The organism is Dyadobacter sp. 32, assembly GCF_902506755.1.
Lineage (GTDB): Bacteria > Bacteroidota > Bacteroidia > Cytophagales > Spirosomataceae > Dyadobacter.
Genome location: NZ_LR735258.1, coordinates 5,809,225 through 5,821,068 on the forward strand (window position 1 = coordinate 5,809,225; position 11,844 = coordinate 5,821,068).

Annotated in this window: 10 protein-coding genes and 1 tRNA gene; 3 read left to right on the forward strand and 8 right to left on the reverse strand. The window is 47.6% G+C overall.

Features of this window, described 5'->3' with window-relative positions; translation table 11 throughout:
• Positions 1-583 precede the first annotated feature (583 nt).
• The 3 genes from DYADSP32_RS23820 to hflX all read right to left on the reverse strand — a co-directional run bounded on the left by DYADSP32_RS23820 (position 584) and on the right by hflX (position 3,282).
• Positions 584-1,507 carry a ketopantoate reductase family protein gene (locus DYADSP32_RS23820; RefSeq protein ID WP_414618007.1) on the reverse strand — a complete coding sequence of 308 codons (924 nt, stop codon included), beginning with the start codon at positions 1,505-1,507 and terminating at the stop codon, positions 584-586.
• Positions 1,508-1,893: 386 nt separating this feature from the next.
• Positions 1,894-1,965, reverse strand: a tRNA-Arg gene (locus DYADSP32_RS23825).
• Between the two features lie 72 nt (positions 1,966-2,037).
• Complete coding sequence (gene hflX / locus DYADSP32_RS23830; protein WP_149240420.1) at positions 2,038-3,282, reverse strand: GTPase HflX; 1,245 nt, start codon at positions 3,280-3,282, stop codon at positions 2,038-2,040.
• A 345-nt stretch (positions 3,283-3,627) separates the two neighbouring features.
• Between hflX and DYADSP32_RS23835 the strand changes: the two genes are divergently transcribed.
• The 3 genes from DYADSP32_RS23835 to DYADSP32_RS23845 all read left to right on the forward strand — a co-directional run bounded on the left by DYADSP32_RS23835 (position 3,628) and on the right by DYADSP32_RS23845 (position 8,146).
• Positions 3,628-5,013 (forward strand): MATE family efflux transporter, encoded by a 1,386-nt coding sequence (locus tag DYADSP32_RS23835; protein WP_149240419.1) that lies wholly within the window; start codon positions 3,628-3,630, stop codon positions 5,011-5,013.
• Between the two features lie 2,022 nt (positions 5,014-7,035).
• Positions 7,036-7,611, forward strand: coding sequence for a YeeE/YedE thiosulfate transporter family protein (locus DYADSP32_RS23840; protein ID WP_149240418.1), 576 nt, complete (start codon positions 7,036-7,038; stop codon positions 7,609-7,611).
• A gap of 16 nt (positions 7,612-7,627) precedes the next feature.
• Positions 7,628-8,146, forward strand: a complete 519-nt coding sequence (locus DYADSP32_RS23845; RefSeq protein WP_149240417.1) for a DUF6691 family protein — start codon at positions 7,628-7,630, stop codon at positions 8,144-8,146.
• Here the strand turns inward: DYADSP32_RS23845 and DYADSP32_RS23850 are convergent, their stop codons facing one another.
• The 5 genes from DYADSP32_RS23850 to DYADSP32_RS23870 form a co-directional block, all read right to left on the reverse strand.
• Entirely contained in the window at positions 8,147-8,890 is a 744-nt protein-coding gene (locus DYADSP32_RS23850) for a class I SAM-dependent methyltransferase (protein WP_149240416.1), read from the reverse strand.
• Between the two features lie 66 nt (positions 8,891-8,956).
• Positions 8,957-10,330 carry a hypothetical protein gene (locus DYADSP32_RS23855; protein WP_149240415.1) on the reverse strand — a complete coding sequence of 458 codons (1,374 nt, stop codon included), beginning with the start codon at positions 10,328-10,330 and terminating at the stop codon, positions 8,957-8,959.
• 90 nt (positions 10,331-10,420) lie between these two features.
• Positions 10,421-10,762 carry a heavy-metal-associated domain-containing protein gene (locus DYADSP32_RS23860; RefSeq protein ID WP_149240414.1) on the reverse strand — a complete coding sequence of 114 codons (342 nt, stop codon included), beginning with the start codon at positions 10,760-10,762 and terminating at the stop codon, positions 10,421-10,423.
• 148 nt (positions 10,763-10,910) lie between these two features.
• Entirely contained in the window at positions 10,911-11,150 is a 240-nt protein-coding gene (locus DYADSP32_RS23865) for a heavy metal-binding domain-containing protein (RefSeq protein ID WP_149240413.1), read from the reverse strand.
• A 34-nt stretch (positions 11,151-11,184) separates the two neighbouring features.
• Positions 11,185-11,760 carry an AraC family transcriptional regulator gene (locus DYADSP32_RS23870; RefSeq protein WP_149240412.1) on the reverse strand — a complete coding sequence of 192 codons (576 nt, stop codon included), beginning with the start codon at positions 11,758-11,760 and terminating at the stop codon, positions 11,185-11,187.
• Positions 11,761-11,844 lie beyond the last annotated feature (84 nt).

Here is an 11,844-nt window from a genome sequence, read left to right on the forward strand (position 1 = left end):
TTCTTAAAATAAGACGTAAGGCGAACTTACTCCCACAGGCAAGTCGTTTTCACTTGATCAAATTGAATGAAATGCATTTTGACCGGCTGAAAGCATAGCTTTTTATTTGATTTTTCAAAAGTGGACAGCCTAATGCTTGACAGTTCTTAATGTCGGCTTCCCATCCAGATCATGATACCACTCCGTCGCCGAAAAAGAGAGACTGCTCTTAACTTCCCGATGCGGATTATCTATGTGATTTTTTTAGGCGGTAATTTTTTGTAAGTGCCAAGTTGGGGATGGTAATCATATTCTCAATTCCGTGCCCCATGTCTTCAAGGGACTTTGTGACGCGTAGTTCCACCCCTCCTTCGCCACTTTCCAGCCGGATGATCGTCAGGCCTCCTTTAACCCTGGAATCTGTAGCCCGACATTGTTCGGACTGCGGATAAAATGTGTTCTGTTTTTGGCATCACTGCTGTGAGCCGTATTTCAGGACACTTCATTCGATGGGGACAATGCTTATGCAGGCCTTTTCGGTGCCGGCCAGGCTTGGTTAAAAGCTTCCGGCTGCATTGGGGGCTTTACGGCGGGTGATAGGAAGTTACCGGCTTTGCAATGCGATGTACATGCTGGCGAAAACGGGTGTGGGTAGCCCGTATTTTACACCTTCCCGGACAAGGTATCCGGTCAGCGAATCAAGTTCTGTCTTTCCTTTTTGCGCCAGAAAGTCGGAGTGCATGGAGGATGTGGATGTATAGGGGACATTCATCAGTCTTTTTAGTAACAAATCCGGCAGGTCTTCCGGCATGCTAAAACCCTTTTTTTCTGCTAATGCCGTGGCCTCACAGAACAGACGGTAAAGATCTTCTTGTCTGGCAGGATCCTCCATAATGGATCCCACAGGACTATCAAAAAATGATGTGGCCGTGGCGAAGCTTGCAATGAAGATGAACTTCTCCCAGGTGATCGTAGAGATATCGGGGGTGCACGTGGCGTCAATACCGGCCAGGAGCATTATATCCAGCAATAATTCAAGTCGGGCATGACTGCTGTGCGCTAATCCAAAGAAAAGCTTCGCGGTAGGGCCTGTTTTTGTTACGCGGCCCGGTGACACATACCGGGAGCTGATATGCACGCACCCCTCGGCCAGGATATTGGAGGGGAAATGCCGCAGAATATGCTCCTGATTGTCAACGCCATTGAGGAGGGGCAGGATCACCGTTTCGTCATCGATGCAAACACGGAGTTGTTCCAGTAGGGGCAGGAGGTCATAGGATTTCGTGCATAGAAGGATGTAATCCATCTTTTCCAGTATTCCCGCGTTATCAGTTACGTGCCGGGGTCGGGCAATAAATTCCGTACCATCATCCAGTACAGTTAAGCCATTTTTTTGAATTTCCTGAAGATGCGCTCCACGCGCCAGAAAATTGATCTGTACGTCTGCGTTTTGCGCAAAAGCCCTGGCTAGCAGGCCGCCGAAATACCCGCCGACGCCACCAATTCCTGCAATCAATATTTTTGTCATGGACATCGTTTGAAAATATACCCGAGGCTAGTACAGGCTAAATTGGCTTACAGGCTATATAGCCCAGGTCAGTTTAATACAGGGAAACCAAAATTGAACGCAGAGCATTGGAAGCGGAAAATACAGTTTCTATCCCCAGGTAGGTATCGGGCGGCGATCCGTCGGGCGGCGCTCCGCTCTATCCAATTGTCAACAAAAATAAAAAGCCAGGCAAAATGCCTGGCTCAAAGTGACCGCGACGGGTACGCCCAGTCGGGGACGCCCAGTCGGGAATCGAACGGCACCGGCCGCCCAGCCGAACGCGGCCCGGCCATATCTAGAGTTTAGGAAACTCCTATTCTATCCGATAATCATAAAAAAGGCCAGGCAAAATGCCTGACCTTTCGTGACCTCGACGGGAATCGAACCCATATCTAGAGTTTAGGAAACTCCTATTCTATCCGTTGAACTACGAAGTCTTCCCTAGGTATCAGCTAACAGCTTTTTTCCGGGGTGCAAAAATGCGAAATATGCGTTTAAATAGCAAACACTTATTCTTCATTTTGAACCGGGGTGTAACCCAGATCGAGCCAGTTGGGATAAATAGCGAAATGTTTTTCCTTTACAAGCGCAAACAACTTGTTCCGAAGCTCCTGCATGTTCTCCTTTTTTGCTGCTGAAACAAACACCACCGAGTCAGCCTTGTGCGACAGATAACTCTTTTTCAACTGCTCCAGCACACTTTCGCCGGACTCTTCATGCGTTTCGTCGTCGTTCAGGCCATCTTCACTGTTGAAGGACGGACTGTAAAGGTCTATCTTGTTGAAAACCAAAATGGTAGGCTTATCCGCCGCACCGATTTCCACGAGCGTGTCATTCACAACAGCCAGATGTTCTTCAAAAGTAGGATGGGAAATGTCCACAATGTGGAGCAAAATATCCGCTTCGCGTACTTCATCCAGCGTCGATTTGAACGACTCGATCAAGGTGGTAGGCAGCTTGCGTATGAACCCGACGGTATCGGTAAGCAGAAAAGGAATGTTTTCCATGTTCACCTTCCTTACTGTGGAGTCCACGGTAGCAAAAAGTTTGTTTTCGGCAAACACATCCGCTTTCGAAAGGCCGTTCATCAGGGTGGATTTGCCCACATTGGTATAACCTACAATGGCCACACGCACCAACCGATCCCGTTCCTTGCGTCGCGTGGTGCTCTGGCGGTCCACTTTTTCAAGTTTTTCCTTGAGAAAAGCAATACGCTCCTTGATGATCCGTCTATCCGTTTCCAGTTCGGTTTCGCCCGGTCCGCGCATCCCTACACCCACACCGGATTGACGGCTTAAGTGGGTCCACAGGCGGGTAAGCCGCGGATACATGTATTGATACTGCGCCAGCTCTACCTGCAATTTGGATTGAGCCGTTTGTGCGCGCATCGCGAAAATATCGAGGATCAGCAGGCTTCGGTCAATCACCTTTACATCTTTAAAAACCTTTTCGAGGTTACGAACCTGCGAAGGTGTGAGGTCATCATCGTAAATGACCATATCCACCGGATTGGCCGTGATATAGATCTCGATTTCTTCCAGTTTACCTTTGCCGGTGTAGGTTTTGATATCTGTTTTTTCCAGATTCTGGGTAAAAGTCTTAACGGTTTTGATGCCCAGCGTGGTGGCCAGAAATGCAAGCTCCTCGAGATATTCCTTGGTTTGCCCGGGTGTTTGTTTTTGGGTACTTACCGCCACCAGAACAGCAGTTTCGGGTTCTACGGCAGTGGAATATGATTTTTTCTTATCGATCATTCAATCTAATTTTTATTCAAAATGGTGGTCATGCTTTTTGGATGAGCCAGGTCTGTAAACCCTCAAAGGGTAGTTTGCCAACGGATTAACGCCCGCAAAAGTTCATGCGCCTGATTGGTGAAGTTACATTTCATTTTCTATAAATCCATTTTTATGTTTGAATATTCAAAATACAGTTTTGTATCTTTGCCGAAATTCTTTCAGCCTATGTTGGTGTTCATCCTCGGGTAAAAGAGTCCTCAGGCTCTTCCCGGTCCTCGTCATTTAGATCCTCATACGGATCAAATCAATGCAGCTTGTCAACAGTTGCCAGTTCAATTTTTATATTTCAATAGTTTTAAATAAATGAAAAAGTGGTTTCAACTGCTTCGGGAAGCTGTTCGTGGCTCGGAAGAAAGTTTTACAGAAGGAAGTATCAACAGGGCTATATTTTTGCTGTCGGTGCCCATGATCCTGGAAATGGTCATGGAGTCCCTGTTTGCCGTGGTAGACATATTTTTTGTCTCCAAAGTAGGGATTGACGCCGTAGCCACCGTAGGCCTCACGGAGTCGGTGATGACGTTGATTTATTCGGTTGCCATTGGATTGAGCACCGCTGCCACGGCCACCATCGCCCGGCGTGTAGGGGAGGGTAATCACGACCAGGCCAGGCACGCCATTGGCCAGGTTATCCTGATCTCGCTATTCATTTCAAGCATCACAGCCATTATTGGTATCACTTTTGCGTCGGATCTGCTCCGGGTGATGGGTGCGGATGCAAACGTGATTGCCACCGGAACCAACTATGTACGCATACAATTCCTGAGCAGTCCGGTGGTGGTTTTGTTGTATTCGTTGAGTGGAGCATTGCGTGGGGCAGGTGCAGCCTCGACGGCCATGCGTTCACTCATCGTAGCCAATGGATTTAATATCCTGCTCGGGCCGCTTCTGATTTTTGGAGTGGGGCCTTTCCCTGAACTGGGAGTTACCGGGGCAGCTATCGCCACAGCCATTGGCAGGTCCATTGGCGTAGGTTATCAGCTGTATGCTTTAACCCGTGTCAACAAGGCGCTGGGTTTGTTGTGGGAGGATCTCAGGCCGCACCGGCAGACCATCGTTAATATTGCCAAAGTGGCTGCCGGAGGCACCGGGCAATTTCTTGTTTCGTCGGCAAGCTGGATTTTTCTTACACGTATACTCGCTGAGTTTGGCAGTGATGTGGTGGCTGGTTACACCATTGCGATCCGTATTATCATGTTTACACTGCTACCGGCCTGGGGGCTGGCAAATGCCGCGGCGACCCTGGTTGGTCAGAATCTGGGCGCTCAAAAGCCGGATCGTGCCGAGACTTCGGTATGGCGCTGTGCCATGTTCAATCTTATTTTTCTGGCTGGGCTTGCGGTTTTTATGTTTTTCTTTGCCGAAATGATCGTAGGATGGTTTACAACCGAGCCACAGGCCATTGAGATGGGCGCGTTAGGGTTGAAGGCGTTTTGTCTGGGGTACGGGTTTTATGCCTATAGCATGGTGGTGATCCAGTCGTTCAATGGAGCTGGTGACACCCGCACACCGACCGTGCTGAACCTGGTTTGTTTCTGGCTGGTACAGATTCCCATGGCTTATTTGCTCGCTATTGTGCTGGATCTGGGTCCAATCGGCGTATTTGCCGCTGTGCCCACCGCGGAAGCACTGCTGGCAGGACTGGGAATCTGGCGTTTCAGGCTGGGAAACTGGAAGTCGGTAAAGGTGTAGTGGGATGATCGCTATTGGCTTGCTGAGATTAAATGGGTATGATGTTGTGTGTTGAAAATCAGGCTACGTAGGGTTTTGCTATTCAACCCTTTCCGGGTTGTGGTTGTACTTGTCTCCTGGCCACTCGGCCCCCGGGTTTTACCCGGGGTTACTGACATTGAACCCTTTCAGGGTTAGGGGTTTTCGGCTCTTCCGGGCGCTTTACATGGGTAACCTGCTTGTTTTTGTTTTTCGGGACTATTGCTTGAGTAGTTACATAAGGCGAACCCCATCATCATGGCCCTCCCCGGGTTTTACCCGGGGGTTACTGACATTGAACCCTTTCAGGGTTAGGGGTTTTCGGCTCTTCCGGGCGCTTTACATGGGTGACCTGCTTTTTTTTGTTTTCCGGGACTATTGCTTGAGTAGTTACATAAGGTGAACCCCATCATCATGACCCTCCCCGGGTTTTACCCGGGGTTACTGACATTGAACCCTTTCAGGGTTAGGGGTTTTCGGCTCTTCCGGGCGCTTTACATGGGTAACCTGCTTGTTTTTGTTTTTCGGGACTATTGCTTGAGTAGTTACATAAGGCGAACCCCATCATCATGGCCCTCCCCGGGTTTTACCCGGGGGTTACTGACATTGAACCCTTTCAGGGTTAGGGGTTTTCGGCTCTTCCGGGCGCTTTACATGGGTGACCTGCTTTTTTTTGTTTTCCGGGACTATTGCTTGAGTAGTTACATAAGGTGAACCCCATCATCATGACCCTCCCCGGGTTTTACCCGGGGTTACTGACATTGAACCCTTTCAGGGTTAGGGGTTTTCGGCTCTTCCGGGCGCTTTACATGGGTAACCTGCTTGTTTTTGTTTTTCGGGACTATTGCTTGAGTAGTTACATAAGGCGAACCCCATCATCATGGCCCTCCCCGGGTTTTACCCGGGGGTTACTGACATTGAACCCTTTCAGGGTTAGGGGTTTTCGGCTCTTCCGGGCGCTTTACATGGGTGACCTGCTTTTTTTTGTTTTCCGGGACTATTGCTTGAGTAGTTACATAAGGTGAACCCCATCATCATGACCCTCCCCGGGTTTTACCCGGGGTTACTGACATTGAACCCTTTCAGGGTTAGGGGTTTTCGGCTCTTCCGGGCGCTTTACATGGGTAACCTGCTTGTTTTTGTTTTTCGGGACTATTGCTTGAGTAGTTACATAAGGCGAACCCCATCATCATGGCCCTCCCCGGGTTTTACCCGGGGGTTACTGACATTGAACCCTTTCAGGGTTAGGGGTTTTCGGCTCTTCCGGGCGCTTTACATGGGTGACCTGCTTTTTTTTGTTTTCCGGGACTATTGCTTGAGTAGTTACATAAGGTGAACCCCATCATCATGACCCTCCCCGGGTTTTACCCGGGGTTACTGACATTGAACCCTTTCAGGGTTAGGGTTTTCGGCGCTCTGGGAGGGGCTTTACATGAGTAACCTGCTTGTTTTTGTTTTTCGGGACTATTGCTTGAGTAGTTACATAAGGCGAACCCCATCATCATGGCCCTCCCCGGGTTTTACCCTGGGTTACTAACATTGAACCCTTTCCGGGTTAGGGTTTTCGGCTTTTCCGGGCGCTTTACATGGGTGACCTGCTCGTTTTTGTTCGTCGGGACTATTGCTTGAGTAGTTACATGAGGCGAACCCCATCATCATGGCCCTCCCCGGGTGTTACCCGGGGTTACTGACATTGAACCCTTTCAGGGTTAGGGTTTTCGGCTTTTCCGGGCGCTTTACATGGGTGACCTGCTTGTTTTTTGTTTTTCGGGACTATTGCTTGAGTAGTCACGTAAGGGAAACCCAACCCTGAAAGGGTTAAATTTGCATAACCACAGGTTTTAACCTGTGGTGCGCGAAACGGGATAAGATCTCAACCCTGAAAGGGTTGAACATTCATGCTCATTCCCATCTCCGCATGCACATCTGCCCAATGAGAAACCTTTTTTTACGATTCAGAGTTTTGTAAGGGAAGTCTATCAGTTTTATATACTAAATGCTCCCGTGGAGATTCTTGAAATTATTCGCAAACCCTGGCCCTGGTACGTGGCAGGGCCACTTATAGGCCTCACGGTTCCGGCCTTATTGTTATTGGGCAACAAATCGTTCGGCATTTCATCCTCGTTGCGCCACATCTGTGCTGCGGTGATCCCGGCCAATATTTCTTTCTTTCAGTACGACTGGCGCAAGGGGATCTGGAATCTGTTTTTTGTTGCCGGGATTATGATCGGTGGTTTTATTGGTAATTATGGGCTGGGCAATCCCGATGCGATTGTCGTTGCACCGGCGACCCAACAGGTGCTTGCAGGTCTTGGAATTACTGATTTTAGCGGTCTGATGCCGTCTGACCTGTTTGCCACGGAGCATATTTTTTCTTTAAAGGGTTTGATTTTTCTCGTGTTTGGCGGTTTTTTAGTTGGGTTTGGCACCCGATATGCTGGAGGTTGCACCTCGGGTCATGCGATCATGGGGCTGTCCAGTTTACAATGGCCTTCCCTGATAGCGACAATCAGTTTTATGGTTGGTGGCTTTGCCTGTACGCATCTGATACTACCTTATTTACTCCAGCTTGTTCGATAGTACGTTATTTAGGATTATGAAAAATTCATTGAAAAATAAATATGATTCCAGCGCTAACCCGGACGACAAGCTGGTGGGCGAGGCGGATGGCTTTAACGGGTCAGATCAGCCGCAGAGCGGACTTACTGCAAATCTTAAATATCTTATCGTAGGGGTGTTGTTCGGAATTGTTTTTATCAAGGCTGAAATTGTATCCTGGTTTCGGATACAGGAAATGTTCCGTCTTGATTCGTTTCACATGTATGGCGTGATAGGTTCTGCTGTGGTGGTCGGATTGGTATCTATTCAGTTGATCAAAAAATTTGGGTTCAAAACCATGGATGGCGAGCGCGTCAATATTCCCGACAAATCCTTTGATCAGGGACAAATCTATGGCGGTGTGCTGTTTGGACTTGGCTGGGCTATTACCGGAGCCTGCCCCGGACCGCTTTTTGCTCAGATCGGGAGCGGCTTTTTGGCTGTGGTGGTGACGTTACTGAGTGCAATAGCGGGCACCTGGACTTACGGCGCAGTACGATCCAGGCTCCCGCATTGATCAGCGTTTTTTAGCGATCAGATACAATTGTTCATCACCAAGTTGGAAAGGGTCCGCTTCGATGTTGGCAAAAGTGGCTGTCACATCCAGGCCTGCTTTGTAAAACATGGCACAAAGCTCGGCCAGCGTGTAAATGTACTGCCGGACCGTATGTGTCACTTTTTCTGAGCCGGAGATAAATGTTTGCTCAGCTTCAATGTAGCCACCTTCTGCGTTGTAATCGTTTTGGGCAAGATAAATAATGTCACTCTTTACAGGCATCCAGTTTCTTGTCTGGAAAGAGTGAAATACACTTTCTGCAAGGTTTTCTGTGTGTACGGCAAAATAACCGCCCGGGATCAATACATCGGCGACTTTCTGAATAAATTTCTGAAGATCGTTTCTTGGGAAAAAGCTGAAACTGTTTCCAAAACAATAGGCAGCATTAAACTGACGCTCCTCAAATTCATAATCCAGTACATCTGCGCAGATTACTTCAATCGGCAATTTATTCACGTTTACTGTGGACTGTAGCTCATCACAATACTCGGATGAGAGGTCTATACAAGTGAGGCTAACTCCTTCTTCTGCCAGCGGAATCGCATGCCGGCCGTAACCTGACAACACATCTAAAACCCGGCTCCAGTCTTGTATTTCAAGCACATCGCGAAGGAAATCAACTTCGTAGTCGGTGTATTCTTCGTCCTGGTGGAGTTTCCAGGCACGTTGTGGGAGTCCGTTAAAGTAGGTGTGGTACCAGGCCAAAGTATTTTCTGTTAGTTAAGTCGTAAAAGTAAATAGAAATTGACTATTTCAGTTAAAACTTGCCTCCTACATGTGCCCGGGTGTTATCCGCAGATAAACTTGCCCTGATACCGGCGATTTTCCATAAATATCGTTAAGTAGGTTATCAATCTTGTAAAGACCAGCCTGTGCACCGGCCTGCAGAATGGTGTTGTTGAATGAAGCGATTTGTCTATTTACTCCAAATGAGAAAAGAGAGACAGGGAATTTTTCTTTTTCTATCTTGTGGGATCCTACAGTCCCCAGTTCATGTGCGCTTTTTTGGACGAATTCATATCGACCATAAAAAGCCCATTTGTTTAGCTGAAGATTCGATTCAGCTAAAAACGAATGTTCATGATGTCCTTTTGAAGCGTTATTGCCCCAAACCAGGGAAGACGAAACCCAGCGATTTGCGCCATTCAGCTTACCTGAATGTTGCACAGAAGCAGTGGTACGATTCACATTTTGGTCGGGATGGCCGGACTCCGGGCTTTTAATAGACCCCCTAGAGACTTGCAACGCCCAGTTTTTGGAAGGATTAAAAAGCAACCGGTAACTGTAAGAATCGAAACGCGGTTTGTCAAAATTAAATCTGTTTTCGTTCGGCTCACGACCTGTAAAACTGGAACCTTCTAATTTGAGGTTGCCATATCGGACACCCGCTGTAACTACGCCGAATGTAATGTGTGTGGCATCCTGCCAATGGTGTCCCAAAACCGCATCGGGATTATTAAATGCCGACATGCGGTGCATAAAAGCAGTTGGGCCGAGAGCCGGCTCGCCTGGATATCCCGCATACAGCGAAACGTCCACTTTGTTGTTGAGCCGATGTGTGTAACCTACTGCCAATTCAGAAATGAGATCGTGGGGATGCTGCCTGTCAATTAGTGCTTCTCCTTTCCAGGTTTCCCCGGATTGAAAAAGCAAAGGGTAGCCTGATCCGCCATCCGTGAGGCGATCCAATGATACCATGGCTCTGAAAACGAGTAGTCCATTTTTACCCACCTCTCTCTGTGCCATGCCCATTACCCAATTGGGGAAGCTCAGCCTGGATTCTTGTCCTTTCTTGCTCCTGTTGCTGAGATTCTGTGCTGTGTACCTTAAAAACAAACTGCCATGCAACATGTAATTCCACTTTTTATCGTGTTTCATGTAGGCATACATGGGTGTTGCGTCGGGTTGCCATCCCGTTCCTGATCCGTTTCGAGTCATGGGCAGATTAAGCGAAAAATTGTGAGACATGTGTTGTTGCTCCATGGCGTCCACATGATGCTCGTTAACCTGCTGCCCATCTTTTGGATGCATCTCCTGCCTGGAAGTGTCCTTGGGCGGAATTGCATGGTGCTCATGTTGGGAATATGCAGGCAAAGCAGTGGCTATCATACCGGCAAATGCCAATATGCTTGTTGTTTTTTTCATAATGTTAATTGGTTAAACAGGCACCGGCGAAACCAGGGTTCTGTGATGAAAACCAGGGAGGCCAGTACAGTCAGCTGGCCTCCATCTGTATCAGTGCGGAGCTACTGTCTTTTTACAGCAATCTGGCAATTTGTCGTGTGCTTTTTTGTTGGCAAGCTGGCCATCGGCATCGTATCCGGTATTAATGATTGTAGCCATAATGGCTTCCGGAGTTGTTTTTTTAGGATTATACTTCACCGTTACCACTTTGTCCTTCAGGTTCAGATTTGACTCTTTTACACCTTTCGACAGACCCAAAGTACGCTCAATACGTGCCTTGCACATTTCGCATACTGCCGTGGTTTTGATTTTGACCACCTTGTCGTCCTCATTTTTGGCAAAGCTGATCGTCACAAATAGTGCTGCCATCAGCGAAAAAATTATCTTTTTCATGTTTATAGGTTTTAAGCTTTCAGTGATATTGGGCCACATTCGGCTGGTGAATTTAATCTTTGATTATTATGCTTAATCCGGATAACGGTATTGGTAGATTTGACAATACAAAACTGGTGTTAGCCGACAGCTAAAAGCTGAGTGCTCCTTAGTGATCGTGGGAGGTTGTATCGCTTTCCACCATGGCTACTTCCTGCAAATCCATTTTGCAGACCGGACATGTGCCCGCTTCGGCATAAGTTTTATCTCCCTCGCATTTCATGGGGCAGGCGAATTTTTTTGCATCAGTTACTTCTGTACCGACCGATGTTTCGGTAGTTGATTTTTTTTCACCACCCGAACATGCAGTGAAAAGAACGAAAAGTGAGGCAAAGAGTAATTTGTTCATGATGTAAGCTATTTTCTATTGTTTAAAGTTTTGATTAAATATTGCCAACGGTATCGAGTGGTTTTCTTTTTATGATACTGCCTTTTTTAAACTCTCCCGGAGTTATTCCGGTGATTTTTTTGAATTGATTGCTGAGGTGTGCTGTACTGCTGTACGACAAGCGCCAGGCTATTTCGCTTAGGGTTAATTCGTTGTAAGACAGCCATTCTTTTATCTTTTCGATTTTTTGAGCAATGATATATTGTTCTATCGTTTGACTCGTTTCGGCTGAAAACAGGTTGCTAAGATAAGAATATTCGTATCCTGTTTTTTGAGCCAGGTAATCCGAAAAGTTCATGCTTGCCGGTTTGTTTCCTTTCAGATACTGTACTTCTTCAATCACCAGGTTCCGAATGTGCTCCACAAGCGCTTCCTTCCGGTCGTCAAGCAATTCGAAACCATTATGCTCCATGGTGGCTTTTACCTGAGATAGCTGCTCCGTACTTAGTTCATCCGCCGTTTCCACCCGGCCCAGCTCCACCTGCGTGACGGCAATTTCCAGCTTAGCAAGCTCTTCAATTACCACCCGCTTGCATCGGTCACAAACCATATTTTTAATTAATAGTTTCATAAGGGAATGTGAGTTAAGACCGGGTCGCCGGTGCGATGAAGAATTGAGAATTGATGCCGGGTCGCCGGTGCGATGAAAAATTGA

Excerpts from the sequence above, each read along its gene's own strand:
- DYADSP32_RS23860 (WP_149240414.1), bottom strand. The coding sequence starts at position 10,762 with ATGAAAAAGATAATTTTTTCGCTGATGGCAGCACTATTTGTGACGATC.
- DYADSP32_RS23870 (WP_149240412.1), bottom strand. The coding sequence starts at position 11,760 with ATGAAACTATTAATTAAAAATATGGTTTGTGACCGATGCAAGCGGGTG.
- hflX (WP_149240420.1), bottom strand. The coding sequence starts at position 3,282 with ATGATCGATAAGAAAAAATCATATTCCACTGCCGTAGAACCCGAAACT.
- DYADSP32_RS23855 (WP_149240415.1), bottom strand. The coding sequence starts at position 10,330 with ATGAAAAAAACAACAAGCATATTGGCATTTGCCGGTATGATAGCCACT.
- DYADSP32_RS23820 (WP_414618007.1), bottom strand. The coding sequence starts at position 1,507 with ATGACAAAAATATTGATTGCAGGAATTGGTGGCGTCGGCGGGTATTTC.
- DYADSP32_RS23845 (WP_149240417.1), top strand. The coding sequence starts at position 7,628 with ATGAAAAATTCATTGAAAAATAAATATGATTCCAGCGCTAACCCGGAC.
- DYADSP32_RS23865 (WP_149240413.1), bottom strand. The coding sequence starts at position 11,150 with ATGAACAAATTACTCTTTGCCTCACTTTTCGTTCTTTTCACTGCATGT.
- DYADSP32_RS23835 (WP_149240419.1), top strand. The coding sequence starts at position 3,628 with ATGAAAAAGTGGTTTCAACTGCTTCGGGAAGCTGTTCGTGGCTCGGAA.